Source organism: Mesorhizobium sp. M0954, assembly GCF_040319155.1.
In the GTDB taxonomy this organism is placed as follows: Bacteria; Pseudomonadota; Alphaproteobacteria; order Rhizobiales; family Rhizobiaceae; genus Mesorhizobium.
This window is the reverse complement of record NZ_JAMYNR010000002.1, coordinates 315,593-337,019: the sequence shown is the minus strand read 5'-3', so window position 1 is coordinate 337,019 and position 21,427 is coordinate 315,593. Positions and strand designations below refer to the sequence as shown.

Below are 21,427 nucleotides of genomic sequence, written 5' to 3'. Positions count from 1 at the left end.
GAAAAATCATCGCTTGTGGCGCTATTTCGGCTGGTCGGGAGCTGCTAGCGGCGCAGGCTGCTGCGCAGCTGGTTCAGGGGTTTTGCTGGCGACCTTTGGGTCGGCCTTGCTGTCCGCGGCGGGCGCGGCAGCGGTGGCCGGCGCGGCCTTGGGCGCGGGCGTTGCAAAGGCATCGCCGACGATACCGCCGCGAATGATCATCGGACTTCCGTCGAAGCCATGACTCGGCTGGCTCGGGATCGCCGCGACCTTTTCATCGGCGACGTTTTCATTGACGTCAGGCAACTTCTCGCCGAGCGCGACGATCGACGGTGTTTTCGCCCGTTCGAGCGCGCCGGCACTTACAACCGAAGGCGTCGCCGTGGTTTGCCCGAGAAAAACGAGCGATGAGGCCTGTGCCGTGCCGGCCATAAACGCCAGACCAAGCGCTCCAACGATACGCATCGAAAGCATGATAATTCCCCTTGCCCAACAAGACGGCACCGTAGCCGAGGGCAGTTGATGCCGGCTTGCGGGGAAACAGAGCATTTTAGCGATTTGCGATTCGCCTACGCCCGGACTTGCTCCGTCGGCGTCAGCGTATTAGGCACCCGCATCCGTGAGGTGACGACAGTGGCTGAAATTCGTGCCGTCGGCGAGGCGATGGAAAGGGCGTTGGCGCTGCTCGAGAGCGGCGATGTCGTCGCCATCCCGACCGAGACCGTCTATGGGCTGGCCGGCGACGCGACCAATGGCGTTGCCGTGGCTCGTATCTTCGAAGCCAAGGGCCGCCCTCGCTTCAACCCGCTGATCGCCCACATAGCCGACCCGGCGATGGCCGAGCGCATCGCGCTGTTCGATCCGCTGTCGGAAAGATTGGCGCAGGCATTCTGGCCGGGGCCGCTGACGCTGGTGCTGCCGCAACGGCCCGGCAACGGCATTCATCCGCTGGTCACCGCCGGTCTGGAAACGATCGCGCTGCGCATGCCGAAAGGCTTTGGCGGCGAGCTGATCGCCAGGTTCGGCCGCGCGCTGGCGGCGCCCAGCGCCAATTCCTCGGGCAGGATCAGCGCCACGACGGCCGATGCCGTGGCCGCCGATCTCGGTCCCCGGATCAAGCTTGTCGTCGATGGCGGCGCGACGCCGGTCGGGCTGGAATCGACCATTGTCAAGGTTGAAGCTGGAAAGCTGCGGCTGCTGCGGCCGGGCGGCATTGCCGCCGAAGAGATCGAAGCGGTGGCCGGGTCAAAGTTGCTGCGCGGCGCTTCGGTCGTCGAGGCGCCCGGCATGCTCGCCTCGCACTATGCGCCAGGTGCGGCGGTGCGGCTCAATGCTGCGGAGGTCGCACCGGGGGAAGCCTTGCTGGCCTTCGGCCGCCGCCGTGCCGAAGGCTGGCGCGATGCAGCCGCCCTGCGCAACTTGTCGGAGACCGGCGACCTGCGCGAGGCGGCAAGCAATCTCTTCGCCCATCTGCAGGATCTCGATGACAGTGGCGCCAAAACCATCGCCGTCGAGCCGATCCCGTTCGAAGGGCTGGGCGAGGCGATCAACGACCGGCTTTCGCGCGCCGCCGCCCCGCGTGACAAGATCGCCCCGCGTGACAAGATGGATTGAGCACCATAGTTTCCACCCATGAACGACATTTCCCCCGATCTCGACCCCGCCGTCGTCGCCCGCTTTGCGGCAATCGTCGGCGACAAATATGCGCTGCGCGATCAGCGGGACATCGCGCCTTACCTCACCGAGCGGCGCGGACTTTGGCACGGCAGGACGGCTTTGGTGCTGAGGCCGGGGACCGTCGAGGAGGTCAGCAGCATCATGCGGCTGGCGACCGAAACCGGCACGCCCATCGTGCCGCAAAGCGGCAACACCGGGCTGGTCGGCGCCCAGGTGCCGGACGCATCCGGCCGCGAGATCGTGCTGTCGCTGTCGCGGCTGAACCGCATCCGCGAGATCGATACACTGTCCAACACGGTGACGGTCGAAACCGGCGTCATCCTGCAGACGCTGCAGGAAGCGGCCGATGCCGCCGACCGGCTGTTTCCGCTGTCGCTTGCCGCGCAAGGCTCCTGCCAGATCGGCGGCAATCTCTCCTCCAACGCCGGCGGCACCGGCGTGCTTGCCTACGGCAATGCGCGCGAGCTCTGCCTCGGCGTCGAAGTGGTGCTGCCGACCGGTGAAGTGTTCGACGATCTGCGCAAGCTGAAAAAAGACAATACCGGTTACGATCTGAAGAACCTGTTCGTCGGCGCGGAAGGCACGCTCGGCATCATCACCGCCGCCGTGCTCAAGCTGTTCCCCAAGCCCAAGGGGCGCGAGGTGGCGTTTGCCGGCCTGTCATCGCCGGAGGCGGCATTGTCGCTGTTCAGCCTGGCGATGGACCGTGCAGGGGCAGCGCTCACCGCCTTCGAGCTGATCGGCCAGAGGCCCTACGACTTCACGCTTGCCCACGCACAAGGCGTGGTGCGGCCGCTTGCCGGCGATTGGCCGTGGTATGTGCTGATGCAGATCTCGTCGGGCCGTTCGGCCGACGACGCAAGGGCGCTGATCGAGGAGGTGCTGGAGGCAGGCCTCGAGCAAGGGATCGTCGGCGATGCGGTGATCGCGGCAAGCATGGCCCAGGGCGATGCGTTCTGGAATTTCCGCGAGGTGCTGCCCGAGGCGCAGAAACCGGAAGGTGCCTCGATCAAGCACGACATCTCGGTGCCGGTGGCGTCAATCCCGCCCTTCATTGAAAAGGCCGCCGTCGTCGTGCAATCGGTCAGTCCCGGCGCGCGCGTCGTCTGCTTCGGCCACATGGGCGACGGGAACCTGCACTATAACATCTCCCGGCCGGCCGACGGCGATGACGAGGCGTTTCTCGGCCTTTACCACGTCATGAACAAGGCCGTGCACGACGTCGTGCGCGCGTTTCATGGCTCGATCTCGGCCGAGCACGGCATCGGCCAGTTGAAGCGGGACGAATTGATCGCGACGGCGCCGCCGATGGCGATCGAGCTGATGCGCAGGGTGAGGGCCGCCTTCGATCCGGCCGGCATCATGAATCCGGGTAAGGTTATCTGATCCTTTCGCCGGCCTGTGCCGGTTGGCATTCCGATAACCATCCGCCCCGGATCAGCAAAATTTAACCGACTTTCTTAAGCGCGAGGATAAGAAGCCCGCGCTAATGTTTCTCCACAAACGAGGCTGGGAAAACCGGCCCGGAGAACCGGAAACACCGGCTCTCAGGAGAAACAGGAAAGGCACGATATGAACACTGGACTGAAGCCAGTCTGGGCCGGCCGCAATATGCGCCTCGACCCATTCCGCCTGCCGCAGGTGGTGAGCTACGCCACCCGCGACGACTATGGCGACGTTACCTTCACCATCGACCAGCGCGGCGCGGTTATCCGCCGCACGCTGGAGATGAGCGGCGTGCCGGCGATCATCGCTCTGCCCGCCAACGCGTTTCGCGGCGTCGCCGCCCGCGCGATGGAGGATCCGGATGGCAATGTCACAGTGACGCTTGAGCTTCTGCACAATGACCCGATGCTGTCGGTGCCGCTGCTGGTCGCCGACGATCTCGACGACGTCGCCGCCGACTGGCGCGCCTGGGCCGACGCCTACCGCCTGCCGATGCTGCTGATCGAGGCCGACGGCATCGCCCGCACGCTGGAAGAATCGCTCGGCGCCGCCATCAAGGCGCTGCCGGCGCAGGACCGCCGCAAGGGTCGCGTCTCGACCATGCGCCGCCCGCGCTTCCTCGCCCGCCGCCGCGCCGGCGACCTCGGCCTCAGGCTGGTCATCGGCGGCGAAGAGCTTATTTCGCGGGAGTAGATTGAAATCAGCTTGCAAGTTGGCGCTGCCCCTCATCCGGCTGCCGCCACCTTCTCCCCGTATAGTGACGGGGAGAAGCGACACTGGCCGCAATTTCGGCACTCTTTCTGCAAACGCTTGAGATTGGCGAAATCCGTTGCGAAGGCGTGCTTCTCCTCGTCACTATACCGGGAGAAGTGCCCGGCAGGGCGATGAGGGGCGGCATAAGCAGTTGGAGAAAGGTCGATTCCGCAGCTGCCGAATCGATACCGCTGGCTCTTAAACCAGCGGCTTCAGCGCCACCCAGACCGCGCCGCCGATCAGGCCGAGGAAGATCAGCCAGCCGACCTGGTTGTTCGATCTGAACAGTCTCAGGCACTGGTCCGGATCGTCGATGTCGAGCACGCCGATCTGCCGCGCCAGATGCGCGCCGGCGGCGATCAGCCCGGCAAGTGCAGGCACCGGTGCCTGTGCCGAGGCAAAGGCGATGGCGAAGCAGACCAGCGCCCCGCCATAAAGCCCGGCCAGCCAAGCCTTGGTATTGTCGCCGAACAGGCGCGCCGTCGAGCGCACGCCGACGATGGCGTCGTCTTCCTTGTCCTGATGCGCATAGATCGTGTCATAGCCGATCACCCACAGGATCGAGCCGATATAGAGCATGATTGCCGGCCCATCGAGATCGCCGAACTCGACCGCCCATCCCATCAGCGCTCCCCAGGAAAAGGCAAGGCCGAGAACGAGTTGCGGCCAATTGGTGTACCGCTTCATGAACGGGTAGACGGCGACGATGACCAGCGAGCCGATGCCGAGCAAGATGGCGAAGCTGTTGAACTGCAAAAGCACGGCAAGGCCGACCAGTGCCTGCACGACAACAAACATCCAGGCCTGCCGGCGCGTGACCTTGCCGGCCGGCAGCGGCCGCGAGCGCGTGCGTTCCACCTGGTTGTCGATGTCCTCGTCGACCAAATCATTGTAGGTGCAGCCGGCGCCGCGCATGGCGAAGGCGCCAAGAAAAAACAGCAGCAGATACCACGGCGACGGCAGCAGAGAGAGAAGCGGGTCCGTCGGACGCGGATAGGCGCTCGCGGCAAGCGCAGCCGACCACCAGCATGGCCACAGCAGCAATTGCCAGCCGATCGGCCGGTCCCACCGGGCAAGCTGCGCATAGGGCCACAACCGCCGCGGCAGCACGCGATAGACCCAGTGGCCGCTCGGCGCATCGGCGACGCGGCCCTGGGCCGCTTTCGACTGGACGGTTTCCATTTTGCTGGAGTGGCAGCAGAGGCGAATGCCGTCAAGCGTCAAGCAGCCCCCGCACGCTCGCCACGCGCAATCGGCGCTTCGGCAGCCAAATGTCTTGACCCGTCGCGCGCGGCGCAATAGCGCAGTCCTGGTCGTGAAATGGCAAGGAATCTGGGCATGCGTGTTTTGCTGATCGGCTCCGGCGGACGAGAGCATGCGCTTGCCTGGAAGATCGCGGCGTCGCCGCTGCTGACCAAACTCTACGCGGTGCCAGGCAATCCGGGCATCGGCCGCGAAGCCGAGCTGGTGAGGCTCGATATTGCGGATCACACGGCGGTTGCCCGGTTTTGCCTCGAGAATGAAATAGGCCTCGTCGTGGTCGGGCCGGAAGGGCCGCTGGTCGCCGGCATTGCCGACGACCTGCGCGCCGAGGGCATCCGCGTCTTCGGACCGTCAAAGGCAGCGGCACGGCTGGAAGGCTCGAAAGGTTTCACCAAGGACCTCTGCGCCAGATACGGCATCCCGACCGCCGCCTATGGCCGCTTCGACGATCTGGCTTCGGCCAGGACCTATGTCGAGAAGACGGGTGCGCCGATCGTCATCAAGGCCGACGGCCTCGCTGCCGGCAAGGGCGTCACCGTCGCCATGACGCTTGATGAGGCGCTGGCCGCGCTCGACGCCTGTTTTGACGGTTCCTTCGGCCAGGCCGGCGCGGAAGTGGTGGTCGAGGAGTTTCTCGTCGGCGAAGAAGCAAGTTTCTTCTGCCTGTGCGACGGCACCACCGCGCTGCCCTTCGGCACCGCGCAGGACCACAAGCGCCTCAGTGACGGCGACACCGGCCCGAACACCGGCGGCATGGGCGCCTATTCGCCGGCGCCGGTGATGACGCCGGAAATGATCGACCGAACCATGCGCGAGATCGTCGAGCCGACCATGCGCGGCATGGCTGAAACAGGCGCTCCGTTTTCCGGCGTGCTGTTTGCTGGGCTGATGATCACTGACAGCGGGCCGAAGCTGATCGAATACAACACCCGTTTCGGCGACCCGGAATGCCAGGTGCTGATGATGCGGCTGAAGGACGATCTGCTCGTCCTGCTCAACGCAGCAGCCGACGGCCAGCTGGCGCACACCTCGGTGCGCTGGCGCGACGAGGCGGCGCTCACCGTGGTGATGGCAGCCAGGGGTTATCCCGGCACGCCGGAAAGGGGCTCGGTCATCCGCGGCGTCGAGGCGGCGGCGGGTGAGGGCGTCGAGATATTTCATGCCGGCACCGCCATCAACGGCAGCGCACTCGTCGCCAATGGCGGTCGCGTGCTCAACATCACGGCGACCGGCCGCACGGTCGGCGAGGCGCAGAAGAAGGCTTACGCCGCGCTCGAGCGGATCGACTGGCCGCAAGGCTTTTGCCGCCGCGACATTGGCTGGCTGGCGGTGGCGCGCGAGCAGGCGGACTGATGCTCGGGCGGCCTTCGGCCTCAGCGCAAGCCGTGGTCGAATTCGGTCGAGACGCTGCTGACCGCATCGGCGGTGGAGACAAATCCTGGCACCGATGCCGCACGCTTTTCGTTTCGCGTCCAGGCGACATATTCGGCAATCCCGCGCGGCAGGGCCGGCGCCGCCTTCACCGCAGCCATTTGAAAGCCGCTGCTGAACCTGGCCAGGCGCGCCCTGAATACCGCGACCATCTCCTCGAAGCTTGCTGGCGTCACGCTGGCGTAAGTGATGGTGCCGCCGGCGAGCCCCGCCTCGCGTGAGAGCGGCACCGGTATCGAGGTGAGATAATCCGGCTGCACGTCGATCAGGCCGCCGAACGGCCACTGCGCGCTCAATTCCGTGGCGTTCATCGGCGCGACGCTGACGTCGATATCGTTGGGTGTGCCCGCGACCCTGTAAGGGCAGCGGAACCGGCCGCAATTTGCTCGCGCCGAAAACTGCCAGAGCGCATAACCCTGCCAGTTGCCCATCGGAAAATGCACGCCGATGTCGGGCTTGTAGCGCGCATACCACAGCGGCAGCCGCGACAGCAGCTGGTATTTGTATCTGTTGTCGGCGATGTGCCGGGCGGTCGTGCCGTTGGTGTAGAGCACCGGAAAGCGGCCAAGCCGCCGATGCACCTGGCGGACGAATTCTTCGGCGTCGTCCAGCGACATCCACTGCGTCGGGTCGTCGTCCTCGATGTCGAGGGCAAGCAGGTCGTCCGGCCCGGGTTCGGCGAACTCGATGAAATGATTGGCCTGGCCGACCGGGTTGCCGGGGCGGGCGAGGTGATAGGCGCCCCATTTCAAGCCAAGCGCCTTGGCCACAACCTTGCGCGTCTGGAACAGCTCACGCGCCACCGCATGGCGCTTCCAAAGCGTCTTGCACAGCCGCGTCTCGGTCTCGTCGCCGAAACAGAAATAGGGTGGCGGCATTCCGTCGGATGCCTTGTTGATGAAGCCGACAAGACGCTTGTCGGTGGCAAGCCTGGTCCAGTCGATGGAATTGTATTCGTAGGCGTCGACGACCAGCGCCCGGTCGGCATCCTTCCACGGTTCGGAGAAATCCGAGGCCTTTGCCGGCGTCAGCATCAGGGTCATCGCGGCCGCGACAAGGAGAAGCGCTGAGCGGACAAGGGGGCGCGCCGGCGTTTTCAAACAGCAGATCCTTGCTGGCCAAAGCCAAATCCTGAACCGCCATGGTTAAGGAAATGCTTCGGGTGCCGAGTGGGCGAGTTGGAGCGCTGGAGAAGCGATCCTTGGTGCTCCTCAAGAGCAAAGCGATGGTTGCGATTGTCAGCCAAATAGCTTCAACGCTGTTGCTATGGGCAGGAACAGTGATAGCGGGCGGCTCTGAAACGAGGTGAAGCCATGCCTGCGATAATACGCGACCGCCTGGTCATCCTTGGCATCGACAATCAACGCGAAGGCTGCTGGGGCAGCGCTAACGCTACGTCGTAGCGCATCCACGATCAGCGCCGACCCGACCCGCCGCCGCTGGTATCGGGCATCGACGGCCAGCCTGCCGACCAATATCGCGGGCAGAACCGGGTAGCGTGGCAGATGTTTTGTCTGTTCGTCAGGCAAGGACGCGATTGGTATGCTCGACGCCGCCAAAGTGTAATATCCGGCGATCGCGCCGCCATCGCGATCCACGGCAACGAAGCAATTGCCGACTCGGCGTTTGACATCCTGGCTGGCTTGCTCCCGAATGTAGCGGTCGAGCGCCGGTACCCCGCAGCTGAACGCCTTGCGATCATGCGATCCGCCGAGCGGTTCGATAATGACGGCGAAAGTCACCGGGTTTCGACGACCAGCCGTTTGTGGGCGTCGGCAGCTTTGCGCAGTGCCTCATTAGGCTCGGGCGGATTGAGAATCGCCTCCATCATGGCGCGCTGATCTTCGATGGAGATACGCATGATGGTGGTGTTCTCGATAGTACGCTGGGCCGCCTCTTGAGCGGCGGCGACCACGAAGTCGCTGACGCTGCGGCCCTGGATTTCGGCGGCACGTTTCACCACGTCCAGCATATCCGGCGAAATACGGGCTTCGAGACGGGCGGTGCGGGTCTGTTGGTTTGGCATTATCGTCACCCCTGATACTGCCTTGTACGGGAAATAGCCGTACAAATCAAGTGCGTCGTCCGGCTCTAAATAATTTTGCAGACGAGCCAGCAACTGCAAAATCCGCGTGACAAAGTTTGACGTTTACGTAAAACGAGGTGGACGGGGAGCGTCGGCACGGATCTTGAGTTGACCTGCCGGACTGAGGAGAGCCGGACAGAGGAGGAGCGAGCGCCATGTATCGGGCACCGGTCGAGGAGATCGCCTTCACCCTGAAGCATGTCGCCGGCTTGAAGCCGGCGCTCGATACCGGCATCTTTGGCGAACTCGGCGAGGACCTCGTCGACGCCATTCTGGCCGAGGCCGGCCGCTTCGCCAGTGAGGAGGTGGCGCCGCTCTACAAGATCGGCGACCAGCAAGGCGCGGTGCTCGACGGCGCTGCCGTCACCACCCCGCCCGGCTGGAAGGAACTTTATCGCCGCTGGATCGGCGGCGGCTGGAATGCGCTGTCCGCGCCTGAAGCGTATGGCGGCCAGGCGCTGCCGGCCATGCTCGGCGTCGCCGCGCTCGAAATGTGGAACTCCGCCTCGATGGCGTTCGGCATCGCCCCGACGCTGACCATGGCCGCGGTCGAAGCACTCGACAAGCATGGCTCGCAGGCACTCAAGGCCAAATATCTGGAAAAGCTGGTCTCCGGCGAATGGATGGGCACCATGAACCTGACCGAGCCGCAGGCAGGCTCGGACCTGAATGCCTTGCGAACCCGCGCCGAACCGGCCGGCGACGGCACCTACCGCATCTTCGGGCAAAAGATATTCATCACCTATGGCGAGCACGATTTCACCGACAACATCATCCATATGGTGCTGGCGCGGCTGCCGGACGCGCCGGCCGGCACGCGCGGCCTGTCGTTGTTCCTGGTGCCGAAATTCCTGGTCGGAGACGATGGCGCGCTGGGCAGGCGCAACGACGTCTTCTGCTCCGGGCTGGAGCACAAACTGGGCATCCACGCTTCGCCGACCTGCACGATGATTTATGGCGATGGCTTCGAAGGCACCGCGCCCGGCGCGATCGGCTGGCTGGTCGGCGGGGAGAACAAGGGCCTCGCCTGCATGTTCACCATGATGAATAATGCGCGCCTTGCCGTCGGCATTCAGGGTGTCGCGGTCGCCGAGGCGGCGACGCAGAAGGCGCTCGCCTATGCAAACGATCGCCGCCAAGGCAAGGCGGCGAGCTATCGCGGTGCCGGCATGGCGCCGATCGTGCATCACCCCGACATCCAGCGCAGTCTCCTGACCATGAAGGCGCTGACCCAGATTGCCCGTGCCATCTGCTATTCCTGCGCCCACGCCATCGATCTTGCGTCGCAGAGCGAAGATGCAAAGCACTGGCAGGAACGCGCCAATCTGTTGACGCCGCTGGCCAAGGCCTTTTCGACCGACGTCGGCGTCGAGGTCGCCTCGCTTGGGCTGCAGGTGCATGGCGGCATGGGGTTCATCGAGGAGACAGGGGCCGCAGCACTTTATCGCGACGCGCGCATCGCGCCCATTTACGAAGGCACCAATGGCATCCAGGCGATCGATCTGGTGACACGCAAGCTGCCGCTCGGCGGCGGCCGGCATGTGCATGGCTACATCGCCGAACTCAAGGCCGTCGCCGATGCGGTGCGAGCGTCGAACCTTGAAGGCTTCGGCCGGACCGCCGATCGCCTCGACCAGGCGCTCGACGAGCTCTCCCAGGCAACCCGTTTGCTGCAAGACCTGCAGGCCGAAGGCCGTTCGGACGAGGCGCTGGCCGGCGCCACACCCTATCTCACGCTGATCTCGCTTGCCGCGGGCGGGGCCTATCTGGCGCGCGGCGGGCTTGCCGACCAAAACCGTATCGCGCTTTGCCGGTTCTTCGCCGAGAACCTGCTTGGCGAAGTGGGCGCGCTGAAGGAGCGCGTCGTCGGCGGCGCCGACAGCCTTGCCGTTGCCGGCAAGGCGCTGATTTCAGCCTGACGTTCGCACGCGCCGAAATTCACAAAGGCCCGAAATTCACAAAGGACCAATCCGTGACAGAGCATATCCTCGTCGAGCGCCAGGGCGCCATCCAGATCATCCGCATGAACCGTCCGGACAAGAAGAACGCCCTGACCCGCGCCATGTACGCGACGATGTCGGCGGCTCTTGCCGGCGGCGACGCCGATCCGGCGATCCGCGTCCATGTCTTTCTCGGCGTCCCCGGTGCCTTCTCGTCCGGCAACGACCTTGCCGATTTCATGGTCGTCGCCTCGGGCGGCGAAGGCGGTTCCGAGGTCCGGGATTTCCTGATGGCGCTGGCCAAGGTGGAAAAGCCGATGGTTTCCGGCGTCGACGGCATTGCCGTCGGTATCGGCACCACGCTCAACCTGCATTGCGACCTGACGTTCGCCACGCGGCGCACACTATTCCGAACGCCCTTCGTCGATCTCGGCCTTGTGCCGGAGGCAGGATCGAGCCTGCTCGCGCCGCAGATCCTCGGCCGCCAAGGCGCCTTCGCGCTGCTTGGCCTCGGCGAGGGCTTTTCGGCCGAGCGCGCGAAGGCCGCCGGGCTGATCTATGAGGTGGTCGAGGAAGAGGCACTCGAAGCATCGGTATTGGCGGCGGCGGGCCAGATCGCTGCCAAACCGCCGCAAGCGCTGAAGATCGCGCGCGACCTGATGCGCGGCTCGCGCGACGCCCTTGTCGAGCGCATCGGCCAGGAAAGCCAGCATTTCCGCGAGCGGCTCAAATCCGACGAGGCCCGCGCAGCCTTGACGGCCTTCATGACCAGGAAGAAGGCCTAGACCTTCTGGCCTTGTCTCGCATCGTGGACCCGCCGGCAGCAACCGGCGGGTTTTCTTGCCATGATCTCTTTGTCACATCGCCATTTTTTTACATTCGGCCTGGGCCTTTGCCGAAGACGTGTCGATCATGAACGTCTTGCCTTTGGCGTCGGTCATCAACATCATGCAATGCTTGATCGGTTTCGCCATTTTCATCATTTCGGCGCTCATCTTCGCGTCGGGCATCATGGTGCCCATATGCCCATCGGGCATGATCGCCATGACCTCCCCACCCTTCATCACCGTCATTGTCCCCATCGCGTCCTCCGCAAAGGCTTGCGAAGCGAAAAGGCAGGCAAGACCGGCCAGCGTGACCAACCTGAGTGAATGCATTGTTTCCTCCTGAATTTGCGCCAGCGGCGCGTTGAGCCCTTTCCTGGTTCGTTCCGGCAAGTTGGAACGTTTCACGCACACGAGATCGTGATCGTGGGAATTGGAAATCCGGCAGAAGCGGCCCGGCCTTGGCCGCCTTCATGACCAGGAAGAAGGGCTGAAAAAATGGGCGCCGGTGCGGAAGCTGCCGATCTGCCCCACAAGGGCCCACAAGGGGGAGATCGGCGCTCCACCGTCGTGCCCTACGGATAAAGCCTCATTTTGTCCCAGCCGCCCTCGGCGTTGCGCGAAAACACGACACGGTCGTGCAGCCGGAACGGACGGTCGTGCCAGAACTCGATGCTCTGCGGCACGATGCGAAAGCCCGACCAGTGTTTTGGCCGCGGGATCTCGCCGATCGCGTGGCGCGCCGTATATTCGGCAACCGCCTTTTCCAGCGCGAAGCGGCTTTCCAGCGGCCGCGACTGCTTGGAGGCCCAGGCGCCGATGCGGCTGCCGCGCGGACGCGTCGCATAATAGGCATCGGCTTCGGCGTCGGTGACAATCTCCACCGGCCCCCGCGCCCGCACCTGCCGGCGCAGAGATTTCCAGTGGAAGCACATCGCTGCTTTCATGCTGCCAAGGATCTCGCGGCCCTTGGCGCTCTCGAAATTCGTGTAGAAGACAAAGCCACCCTCATCGAACCCCTTGAGCAGCACCATGCGGACATTCGGCATGCCCTCGGCATCGACCGTCGCCAGCGCCACGCTGTTGGGGTCGTTGATCTCGCTCTTCGTAGCGTCGTCGAGCCACGCCGCAAAAAGCCGGAACGGCTCCGCCGCCTCGGTAAAGTCACCGCTTGTTAACCCGGTTTCGCTCATAGTTTTCCCAAATTTGTCGCCGGCTGGGGAGATTGCCGATTGTCGCGTATCGCGCAAGCTTTTGACAGTGGGCAATGGAGCGTTATCGCTTCGGCCAGCGCCAAAGCCATGATCGTGACAATCATCCTGCCGCTTGCCGCCTGTGGCGGGGGCGGCTTCAGCCTGGAGCAGGCGGAGGTGGACCGCTCGATACTGACCTCGAGCACGCCGGCCTCAGTCACGCCGCTCGATCAGGACCGCGCTTCCGACCAGGCTACGATCCGCAACGCCGTGTCCTCCGCCGACGTCGAGCAACTGGCCGGGCAGGCCATTCCCTGGGCGAATGCCGACACCGGCTCGCGCGGCTCCATCACCGAGCTCGCAGAATTCAGGGCTAACGGTGAGACATGCCGTCGCTTCACCGCGTCGCGCGAGAGCTTCGACGGCGTCGCGCTGTTCAAAGGCGAAGTATGCCTGGCCGGCGGCAGCGCCTGGCGAATGCAGGACTTCAAGGCGCTCTGATTTTCCGCCGGCTATATAGCGGTAAGCCACTGGAATTTCTTCCTATGCAAGCGCATATAGGAGGCGATCATGGAACCACTCCTTCTCCAGGGCAGTAAGCATGCGCGACCCCTATGAGGTGCTGGGCGTTGCCAAGAACGCATCGGCCAAGGACATAAAATCGGCGTACCGGAAGCTCGCCAAGAAGTATCATCCGGACCAGAATCCGGATCCCAAGGCAAAGGAGCGTTTTGCCGCCGCCAATCAGGCTTACGAGATCGTCGGCGACGAGAAGAACCGGGCGGCTTTCGATCGCGGTGAGATCGACGCCGAAGGCAAACCGCGGTTTCAGGGTTTCGAGAGTGCGGCCGGCGGCGCCGATCCTTTCGCCGGTTTCCGCCGGCAGCAAGGGCCGGGCGGCGCGCATTTCGAATTCCGCACGGGCCGTCCCGGTGGTGACCCGTTCGACGGCAACAGCGACATCTTCAGCCAGATCTTCGGCGATGCTTTCAGCCAGCAGCGCGGTTCCGGCATGGGCGCCGGCCGCCGGATGCCGACCGCAGCCGACCTCAACGTGACGCTGGACGTCACCATCGAGGAGGCCGCAACCGCCGAGAAAGTGACGGCGATGTTCCCCGACGGCCGCAAGATGGCGGTCAAGTTGCCGGCCTATGTCGAGGACGGCCAGACCATCCGGTTGAAAGGCCAGGGTGAGCAAGGACCGGGGCAGCCGGGCGATGCGCTGGTTAAAATCCGTTTCCGCCGGCACCCGCGCTACCGCGTCGAGGGCCGCGACCTGCATGTCGACCTGCCGGTGGAACTGGCCGATGCGGTGCATGGCGCCAAGGTGGCGGTCGAAACCCCGACCGGCAGGATTGCGGTCAACGTTCCCCCTTGGTCGAGCTCGGACAAGGTTCTGCGGCTGAAGGGCAGGGGCCTGCCGGAAAAGGCCGGCGGTCACGGCGACCTCTACGCGCACGTGCGGCTGATGCTGCCGGAAGGCGGCGACGCCGAGCTCGAGGCACTGATGCGCAGGCGAAAGGGCTGACGGTCGAAAAGGCTGGCGCTTGACGTCGTAAGCGGGCGTGAGTGGTTTCATGCCGCGTCGGTTATTGACAGGAAACGAGCAACCAGCGCCAGGAGCCGCTATTTGGCCGAAGTAGGTTCAACGTCAGCTAACGCCTCAAAGGCCGACATTTGCACCCGCCATAGTTCCGCTTCGCGAACACGGTCGACGCCAGTCGACCGACTGGCGATGAGCCAGTTCGGCGGGGGTTAGCCGCACAAGCTTGTAGGGGTCGATCGATGCAGTCGCCAAGCCAGCAAGGTGGAGGGTCGCACCGCTGACCATCACCAGCGCATCGACGCCTGCGCCATTCTCCCTCTTGCCAGCCTGCTCGACGTGGCGGGCGAAATTTACCTCCGAGCCGACCAGAAAAGAGAAATCCCGCTGGCGATCGTTGACGAACATCACCTCGCCGGAGTGTAAGCCGATCCTGATGCGGCGCGACAGGGAGCCCATTGAACGCTTCCAAGCGTTGCCGAGCGAGATTTCCGGTACCAGTTCCGCGACGGCGGCCAGCGCCTTTAGCGCCGTTTCGCTGGACGTCATTTCGCTCCCCAGCCAGAGAGCTAGCACGCCGTCGCCTGTAAAGTTTTGAACGATCCCCCCATTGGCCACCACGACCTGGCGGGTCAACGTGAAGTGCTCGATCATGAACCGCGTGGTTTCGATCAGGCCAAGCGCGCTCGCCAAGCCGGTCGAGTCCTCCACGTCGGTAAACATGATCGTGGCGATGGCGCGCTGGAATTTCGTTTCACCCATGCCGAATGACGGGAGCACGCGGTCAGTCTGTGGATTCGTATAGGCAGTGATCGGATGCATTGGAGTCCGGCCCCCGAGCGGTTCAAATGTCGCTCGAATATGACTGGACGGCGTAGGCGGATCGTAAGCCCGCCGTGGCGGGCACGTCAGAATTACGTCAGAAATCCATTCGGGCCCGGCTTTGGCGGCTTGCAGCCGACCTTTTAGTCAAAATTCGGCGGGACCCTCAGCTCAGCAACTTACGGAGGTCAAGCAGCCCCGCTCCAAACTGCTGATCGAACGAAGGCACCCTTCTCTCGCAATTAGGGCTGTCCGGTAGAATCGGAACGTCAGCTTCAAGCCAAGGCCATGAAACCTCCTTTGCGCCTGACTGGGTCATCTTCGCCTTAACCTCTATGCCGTTGAGCGGCCTACCGGCGGAGCGATGTTTCGACTGCAACAAAGCGGCTGCTCCCGCGACGATGGCCGAGGCTGCAGATGTTCCGCCAAATACTGTGTAGAGCCCGGCGCGGTCTCTGCTTTCGACGCGCGGTGGCTGGATCCCTTCCAGCTGTCCGCCGGAATAGCCGTGGTGGCCCGGGATGTCCGTGGTGAGCACGCCCTGCGGCGCGTATTCAACCTGGGGGAGCTTCTCGTAGATCTCGAAATTGTGGTCACGTGAACGCAGCGACTCACGGTCCAGTCGTATTTGGCAGCGTGTACACACCTCCTGGTCGTCGGACGGCGCGGAAATGGTGACGGAATTGTCGGTCGGATCGCCGCTGTAGTTGGAATATGCTGAACGTCTCGCCCGATAAGTGGCGGCCGCCACCGCAACCACGCCATTGCTTTCGCCGGCCTTGCTCGCCGGGTAAATCAGATGGTCGTAGCCATCGTTGCCGGCTGCGCAGATGATGGGGATTTCCTCGCTGATCGCCTCGAAAAGCGTCTCGAAATAATCCCAAATTGGCTTTGCCTGTTCGACCGAAGTATATCTGCTGTCGCCATATCCAGGATAGGAACGGTGCGCTCGCCATGGATCGGGTACTTCCCGGGGAAAGTGTATGACTGAAACCTTCTGGTCGCGGGCATAGAGGAACGCCAGAATGAGCTGCGCTGCGTCGGGCCGTGCTGAAATCTCGATCGGCAGGAGTTCAGCGCCTGGGGCGACCCCCCAATAAGGTATTGCGCCTTCACCGTTGCTAAATTGCCTCAACTTCGTGGGCGGGGCCGCAGGGGCGCCGACCATCAGCCCAGCGCAGGCGGTCCCGTGCGCTGAGTAGCGCATACGCGAGGTCTCAGCAGTCTCCTGAATTACGCCGCGCCCATCTTTCAGTGCTCGAAGCAGCGATTTCTGAACCTCGACTTCCTGCGCATTGTTCCTCGATTTGATCAGGCTTGCCGCCCACGCCCAGGTATCGTCGCCCACAAAGCTCTTGCTCTGCTTTTTTTCCGGCCCTCGCAAGACGAGCGGTTGCTGCCTGGGTGTGACGTAACTCAACCCGAAAGGGTGAGCGGCGAAGCTGACCGCAGAAAGGATACGAGGCTCGAGATTGGGATGGCTTGAGTTCACTCCCGTATCGATCTGGGCAATGACCTCGCCGTAACCGGGCTTGTCAGTACCCAACAAATCCCAGGCGTCGGCCTCCAGCAGGTATGCGGCCTCGTGCGGCAACCGCGCTTCAGGGATGCGCGGACGATCGCGTAAGGCGCCGATTGCGATCAGGTGCCACAGGTAGTGATACCAGTCATAACAAAGATGGCCTTCGCCCTTCTTGATGTCGTCCATCATGGCACCCACCTACCATTCGCTCTGGGCGCGTCGGATCGTTTCATCCATCGCGTCCACCAAGTACGGAGAAATGCGCGCAGCCAGTTCCTCGCCGGCATCGGTGTCGCTGGCGTAGTGCAGCCCGGCCCATTCCCTGTTCTCGGCCACCCGGCGGGCGCGCTCATAAACCGCGGTTACGCCGGCGTGCTCGGGCAGCATCCGTTGCAGAACGTTCGCCACTGCAAATGACTGAAATGAATGGTTGGACGGGTAGGAAGCGTGCGAGGGAACCGGAAGCGCCGGCCGCAGCCTCGGCTCAATGATGTTGGGCCGTGGCCGGTTGAATCGATCTTTGTAGTTGAGCCCGATCTCCTCCGTGAGTTCGAGGATCGCAACGATCAATGCGCATGTCCCCTCGAAGCCCGCGAGAGTGTCTATTCCGAGCGGCGCCGTGTAGTCCAAAATCCCGAACGATGCCTGGCGGACGATCTCCTCGCGCCGCAGCGGGTCACCTTCCCTCCTCTTCTGCAGATCGATAAGCGCTTCTGTCTCCCTGAGGCTCTCTGAAGGTCCGGGCGGGGGATCGATAAGAATGTCCTCCCAGATCGCACCGAGATATTTGTTGGCGACGCTTAGTCCGATCCTGTGCAAGGCACGCTTGTCGTGCCACGCCGGCAAAGCCTCCTCGCCAGTTTCGAAAGCCGTTTGCCCCCTGCCGCGTCCCCGTCCTCGTCCGCGCCCTCTGCCCCTGCCTCGACCTCGACCTGCGCTCGGCCCCGCCAGGAAGGCTGGCGAAAGGCGCATGGCACCCTCCACAGGGTCATCAGAAATCGTTATCACGATCTGCTCTTCTTGAATCGACAGAACGCTGCTCTTGGTCATCATAGACGCGAAAGGATGCAGTTTTTCGCCGCCTCTATTTTTGATGTATTCCTCAAGAGATTTTTCAGGACTTGCGTCACCCAATATCAGCGGATATTGCCTTATGGCCGATCCACTTACTAAGAATCGGGCGCTAAACAACTTGTTATTAAGATCAATTGTCGACATCATGTCCACCCCTCAACTAAAGCTTCTAAATTTGATCCGCGCCAACTGGTGGTCGGAGCCTCGACGTAACGCCTGCGGTGCGCAGCGCTAGGGTGCGTACCTTGGCAGCGTTATCCGCGACAACCCGCTCTTGATAACCGAAACTCCGAGTACGCCTGCAATTGGATAATTCTCCTCCGAAAGCAGCTCGAGCGAGAAATCCGGCTCCCAGGCGCGCAAGCGTTCGATAGTTCGAACTGCCTCCACAGTCTGCCCCAAATGCCCGTGGCAGGCAGCCGAGTATCTCAAAGCGGGTAGGTATGTGGGTTGCTGCGCAAGGACACGCTCGCCGTGACGTATCCCCTCCTCGAAGCGCCCGTTCAGAGTTGCCAAGATGCAGCACGTGGTATCGATGCAGTAACGATACAGGGGAGGCCCGCCCAGTGCACGTGCGCGCATCGCATCCTCATAGCCACGCTTCACTTCGCCGAGATAGCCGAGCGTCAAGGCGCGCATGTCCCAGCAAATGGCTTGTAGCGGGTTAGCGGCTATCGCTCGATCGGCGAGTTCCAGTGCCTGTGCGTATTCACGAAAGACGAACGAATGGGCATGAGCGGCCAACGCCAGGGTGATAGGATTGAAGGGGGCCACTTCGACGGCGCGACTGGCGCATTCCCGAACCTGATCGTGAAAGGTGCCCGAGCGGCCGACCCGTCTCTCGCCAAAGCGGGTGACAAACACAAACAGCTGCCACGCCAGATACGTGCTACGCGGGTCGAGCTCATATGCTTCGGCGAGCATGCGCTCCGCCGAATCCAGGTCCGTATCGCGCATGCGGAATACCTGTCGCAGCGCTGTCAATGCAAGCCGAGACGCCCGGTGTCGGGGCTCGTCGCGGATGGACTTAGGATCGAGAACGAATTCGAGGATCGAAAACACGATCTGATTGACCAACGACATCAGCTTCAGGCTCGCCGGGCCAGTCAGGTCGGCCGGCTCGAGAAAATCCGTATGCGACCACAAGAGCCGGCTGTCACCGGGCGCAATTAATGCAAATGTCAGGCCCACTCTGTCGCCCACCACCGTTGCCCTGGTTTGCAACAGCCAGTCTGGTAGCGCTGTGTCAGGCGCTTGGGTCAGCGGTCCCTGCGCTTGAAAATCCACGACGTCGACCACTTCGAAATTCAGGATCGATCGAACCACCAGATCCAGGACAAGGTCGCTGACGGCCCTGTTAGCGGAGCCCTCCGTCCACCTGGCATCGCGAACCAGGCCCAAGCATAGCCGCGACGAATTCAGAAGTGAGGCGCTTCGCTGTCCGGACAACTGATCTGCCGCGGCAACAGGAGAGACGTTTGCTGGCACTGTGCGAGGCCGGGGCCATTGGCTTCTTTGCTCACGAAGCCAATCCTCGAACTCTGGATCGCGAATATCGAGGCCCTCAAGCAGATCACGCGTGGCAGAGCCTTCGGGTGGATCGTTCAAATCGATGCCGATCGAAGCGACGTCGAGTCGAACCACATCACGATCGGTCGAGATTAGATCAATGCCGGCGCTGCGGAGCGACTTCCGAACCTCGGACAGCTCCTGCCGCAAGCTTGCTGCACCCTGCTCCTCGCCGCGAGTGCTCCAGAGCTTGCTTTGCAGCCATTTTCGGCTCCGCGTACCGTTGGGTGCCAGGGCGAGCATGGCCAAGAGCGCCTTAGACCGTCTGCCATGCGGCGTGACGTCCGCGCCATCCGCGCTCTCAATCGCGAATGGCCCAATCAATCTAAGGAAAGGACGGCAATCCGAGTACACTAGCGGCCCCTCGCGTCCCCGCACCCTAATATAGCATCTGCTAATATAAGTCTATCTGTAATTCTCGGCTTCCGTGAGGTCAAACCTACACGTGGCAAAGGATTCGAGACGGGAATTCTGCTGTGACGGAAGGACTCGGTAGCGACATCAAGCGGTCGTTCGATGTAAGCGGTCCCATTGTCGGCTCGGGGTCATGAGCGTGACTTCGGCCGCTGGCCAACGAACTTCCGCCAAAGGGTCCTCTTCCGCCGTGCCACACGGACACCCAGTGTCGGATTTTCCCACCGGCCCATGACTGCAAGGTCAAAGCGCTACAGCGTCCTTTGCACGTCCAAAGGACGCGCGGCGCTGTTGAGCAAACGCTTTTGTCCCCCGAACTGTCCGCTTTGAACGCTTGAAGGGGCACTGTGGCTGTGCGATAGGCACTCCACAAAGCAGAGAACCTTTCGGAGAGCGCTGACATGGCGGGTGGACGGGGCCTTATGGCCGGCAAGCGCGGCCTTATCCTTGGCATCGCCAACAATCGCTCGATCGCTTACGGCATCGCCAAGGCCTGTGTCGACCATGGCGCCGAGATCGCGCTGACCTATCAGGGCGAGGCGTTCAAGAAACGCGTCGAGCCGCTCGCGGCGGAACTGGGCGCGCATGTCGCCGGCCATTGCGACGTGACCGACCCGGCCAGCCTCGATGCGGTGTTCGAAAATGTCAGCAAGCACTGGGGTGGCAAGCTCGATTTCCTCGTCCACGCAATCGCCTTTTCCGACAAGGACGAACTGACCGGCCGCTATGTCGAGACGACGCGCGACAATTTCCTGCGCACCATGGATATTTCGGTCTATTCCTTCACCACCATCGCCAAACGTGCCGAGGCGCTGATGACCGACGGCGGCTCGCTGCTCACGCTGACCTATTACGGCGCGGAAAAGGTGATGCCGCACTATAACGTCATGGGTGTTGCCAAGGCGGCACTCGAAGCCAGCGTGCGCTATCTGGCCGTCGATCTCGGCGCCAAGAAGATCCGTGTCAACGCGATCTCCGCCGGCCCGATCAAGACGCTTGCCGCATCCGGCATCGGCGATTTCCGCTATATCCTGAAATGGAACGAATACAATTCGCCGTTGAAGCAGACGGTCACGCAGGAGGAGGTCGGCGATTCCGGCGTCTATTTCCTGTCCGACCTTTCGCGTGGCGTCACCGGCGAGATCCATCATGTCGATTCCGGCTATCATGTCGTCGGCATGAAGGCGGTCGACGCGCCGGATATTTCGACGGTCAAGGACTGACGCCACCGCCTGCCCTCTTCCGGAAGACCTGATGTACCCGCTCGTCTATATCGTGCGCCACGGCCAGACGGCGTGGAACGCCGAGGCCCGGCTGCAGGGGCAGGCCGATACCGACCTCAACGAGCTCGGCCGCGAGCAGGCTAGCCGCAACGGGCGCAGACTGGCCGAACTCATCGACAAGCCCGAAGATTTCGACTTTGTCGCCAGCCCGATGCGGCGCACGCGCGAGACGATGGAGCGCCTGCGCGCGGCGATGAAGCTCGACCCGCACGCCTATCGTACCGAGCCGCTGCTCGTGGAATTGAGCTTTGGCGACTGGCAGGGTTTTACCTTTGCCGAACTCGAGGCGAACAATCCCGGTTCGACCAGGCGCCGCCGCCTCGATAAATGGAATTTCCAGCCGCCCGGCGAGGGCGCCGAAAGCTACCAGATGCTGCTCGAACGGGTGAAGCCGTGGTTCGACGCGCTCGATCGCCAGACGGTCTGCGTGACCCATGGTGGCATCATGCGCGTAATGTTCCGCTTGGTACTGGGGATGTCCGAACAAGATGCGGTCAGCATGGAAGTGCCGCAGGATCGCGTGCTCAGACTGGACGGCCGGCGCCTGGAGTGGCTCTGAGACCGATGACCTAGCGTATGTTGAGATCAGGTCGGGCCGGCATCAGCTG

21 protein-coding genes are annotated in these 21,427 nt (G+C 63.0%); 10 read left to right on the top strand and 11 right to left on the bottom strand.

Features of this window, described 5'->3' with window-relative positions:
* Nucleotides 1-21 precede the first annotated feature (21 nt).
* On the bottom strand, nucleotides 22-453 hold the full coding sequence (locus NKH93_RS04770) for a hypothetical protein (protein WP_352681134.1): 432 nt from the start codon (nucleotides 451-453) through the stop codon (nucleotides 22-24).
* 159 nt (nucleotides 454-612) lie between these two features.
* On the opposite strand from NKH93_RS04770, the gene NKH93_RS04765 reads away from it, so the two are divergent.
* The 3 genes from NKH93_RS04765 (at nucleotide 613) to NKH93_RS04755 (ending at nucleotide 3,795) form a co-directional block, all read left to right on the top strand.
* A complete protein-coding gene (locus NKH93_RS04765; protein WP_352969360.1) occupies nucleotides 613-1,593 on the top strand; it encodes an L-threonylcarbamoyladenylate synthase in 981 nt (326 codons plus the stop codon).
* A gap of 18 nt (nucleotides 1,594-1,611) precedes the next feature.
* Nucleotides 1,612-3,042, top strand: coding sequence for an FAD-binding oxidoreductase (locus NKH93_RS04760; protein ID WP_352969358.1), 1,431 nt, complete (start codon nucleotides 1,612-1,614; stop codon nucleotides 3,040-3,042).
* 186 nt (nucleotides 3,043-3,228) lie between these two features.
* A complete protein-coding gene (locus NKH93_RS04755) occupies nucleotides 3,229-3,795 on the top strand; it encodes a DUF6101 family protein (protein WP_023674094.1) in 567 nt (188 codons plus the stop codon).
* A 258-nt stretch (nucleotides 3,796-4,053) separates the two neighbouring features.
* On the opposite strand, the gene ubiA is transcribed toward NKH93_RS04755, so the two are convergent.
* Nucleotides 4,054-5,037: a 4-hydroxybenzoate octaprenyltransferase gene (gene ubiA / locus NKH93_RS04750; protein WP_352748796.1), complete on the bottom strand. Its 984-nt coding sequence runs from the start codon at nucleotides 5,035-5,037 to the stop codon at nucleotides 4,054-4,056.
* A 156-nt stretch (nucleotides 5,038-5,193) separates the two neighbouring features.
* Here ubiA and purD point away from each other — a divergent pair, with 156 nt between their 5' ends.
* Nucleotides 5,194-6,471, top strand: a complete 1,278-nt coding sequence (purD, locus tag NKH93_RS04745) for a phosphoribosylamine--glycine ligase (RefSeq protein WP_352969356.1) — start codon at nucleotides 5,194-5,196, stop codon at nucleotides 6,469-6,471.
* Between the two features lie 20 nt (nucleotides 6,472-6,491).
* On the opposite strand, the gene NKH93_RS04740 is transcribed toward purD, so the two are convergent.
* The 3 genes from NKH93_RS04740 to NKH93_RS04730 all read right to left on the bottom strand — a co-directional run bounded on the left by NKH93_RS04740 (nucleotide 6,492) and on the right by NKH93_RS04730 (nucleotide 8,668).
* Entirely contained in the window at nucleotides 6,492-7,649 is a 1,158-nt protein-coding gene (locus NKH93_RS04740; protein WP_502893730.1) for a glycoside hydrolase family 25 protein, read from the bottom strand.
* 138 nt (nucleotides 7,650-7,787) lie between these two features.
* Nucleotides 7,788-8,291: a GNAT family N-acetyltransferase gene (locus NKH93_RS04735; protein WP_352501976.1), complete on the bottom strand. Its 504-nt coding sequence runs from the start codon at nucleotides 8,289-8,291 to the stop codon at nucleotides 7,788-7,790.
* On the bottom strand, nucleotides 8,288-8,668 hold the full coding sequence (locus NKH93_RS04730; protein ID WP_352501975.1) for a type II toxin-antitoxin system TacA family antitoxin: 381 nt from the start codon (nucleotides 8,666-8,668) through the stop codon (nucleotides 8,288-8,290). Before NKH93_RS04730 ends, NKH93_RS04735 begins: the two co-directional genes overlap by 4 nt.
* A 122-nt stretch (nucleotides 8,669-8,790) precedes the next feature.
* Between NKH93_RS04730 and NKH93_RS04725 the strand changes: the two genes are divergently transcribed.
* Nucleotides 8,791-10,554: an acyl-CoA dehydrogenase family protein gene (locus tag NKH93_RS04725; protein WP_352969354.1), complete on the top strand. Its 1,764-nt coding sequence runs from the start codon at nucleotides 8,791-8,793 to the stop codon at nucleotides 10,552-10,554.
* 53 nt (nucleotides 10,555-10,607) lie between these two features.
* Nucleotides 10,608-11,360, top strand: coding sequence for a crotonase/enoyl-CoA hydratase family protein (locus NKH93_RS04720; RefSeq protein WP_352969352.1), 753 nt, complete (start codon nucleotides 10,608-10,610; stop codon nucleotides 11,358-11,360).
* Nucleotides 11,361-11,432: 72 nt separating this feature from the next.
* Here the strand turns inward: NKH93_RS04720 and NKH93_RS04715 are convergent, their stop codons facing one another.
* Nucleotides 11,433-11,717 carry a hypothetical protein gene (locus NKH93_RS04715; protein ID WP_352470673.1) on the bottom strand — a complete coding sequence of 95 codons (285 nt, stop codon included), beginning with the start codon at nucleotides 11,715-11,717 and terminating at the stop codon, nucleotides 11,433-11,435.
* A gap of 257 nt (nucleotides 11,718-11,974) precedes the next feature.
* Nucleotides 11,975-12,592, bottom strand: coding sequence for a pyridoxamine 5'-phosphate oxidase (pdxH, locus tag NKH93_RS04710; RefSeq protein ID WP_352470672.1), 618 nt, complete (start codon nucleotides 12,590-12,592; stop codon nucleotides 11,975-11,977).
* Nucleotides 12,593-12,631: 39 nt separating this feature from the next.
* Between pdxH and NKH93_RS04705 the strand changes: the two genes are divergently transcribed.
* Together NKH93_RS04705 and NKH93_RS04700 are read left to right on the top strand one after the other, a co-directional pair.
* A complete protein-coding gene (locus NKH93_RS04705) occupies nucleotides 12,632-13,093 on the top strand; it encodes an RT0821/Lpp0805 family surface protein (protein WP_352470671.1) in 462 nt (153 codons plus the stop codon).
* Between the two features lie 100 nt (nucleotides 13,094-13,193).
* Nucleotides 13,194-14,120 (top strand): DnaJ C-terminal domain-containing protein, encoded by a 927-nt coding sequence (locus NKH93_RS04700; protein ID WP_352540107.1) that lies wholly within the window; start codon nucleotides 13,194-13,196, stop codon nucleotides 14,118-14,120.
* A 135-nt stretch (nucleotides 14,121-14,255) separates the two neighbouring features.
* On the opposite strand, the gene NKH93_RS04695 is transcribed toward NKH93_RS04700, so the two are convergent.
* The 4 genes from NKH93_RS04695 to NKH93_RS04680 all read right to left on the bottom strand — a co-directional run bounded on the left by NKH93_RS04695 (nucleotide 14,256) and on the right by NKH93_RS04680 (nucleotide 19,365).
* Nucleotides 14,256-14,957: an adenylate/guanylate cyclase domain-containing protein gene (locus NKH93_RS04695; RefSeq protein ID WP_352470669.1), complete on the bottom strand. Its 702-nt coding sequence runs from the start codon at nucleotides 14,955-14,957 to the stop codon at nucleotides 14,256-14,258.
* Nucleotides 14,958-15,123: 166 nt separating this feature from the next.
* Nucleotides 15,124-16,668, bottom strand: a complete 1,545-nt coding sequence (locus NKH93_RS04690; RefSeq protein WP_352470668.1) for a S8 family peptidase — start codon at nucleotides 16,666-16,668, stop codon at nucleotides 15,124-15,126.
* 9 nt (nucleotides 16,669-16,677) lie between these two features.
* Nucleotides 16,678-17,700 (bottom strand): phosphatase PAP2 family protein, encoded by a 1,023-nt coding sequence (locus NKH93_RS04685; protein ID WP_352449905.1) that lies wholly within the window; start codon nucleotides 17,698-17,700, stop codon nucleotides 16,678-16,680.
* Nucleotides 17,701-17,784: 84 nt separating this feature from the next.
* Complete coding sequence (locus NKH93_RS04680; protein ID WP_352470667.1) at nucleotides 17,785-19,365, bottom strand: hypothetical protein; 1,581 nt, start codon at nucleotides 19,363-19,365, stop codon at nucleotides 17,785-17,787.
* A gap of 572 nt (nucleotides 19,366-19,937) precedes the next feature.
* Between NKH93_RS04680 and fabI the strand changes: the two genes are divergently transcribed.
* Nucleotides 19,938-20,759 (top strand): enoyl-ACP reductase FabI, encoded by an 822-nt coding sequence (gene fabI, locus NKH93_RS04675; protein WP_352449903.1) that lies wholly within the window; start codon nucleotides 19,938-19,940, stop codon nucleotides 20,757-20,759.
* 31 nt (nucleotides 20,760-20,790) lie between these two features.
* On the top strand, nucleotides 20,791-21,378 hold the full coding sequence (locus NKH93_RS04670; protein ID WP_352456876.1) for a histidine phosphatase family protein: 588 nt from the start codon (nucleotides 20,791-20,793) through the stop codon (nucleotides 21,376-21,378).
* Nucleotides 21,379-21,427: the final 49 nt, after the last annotated feature.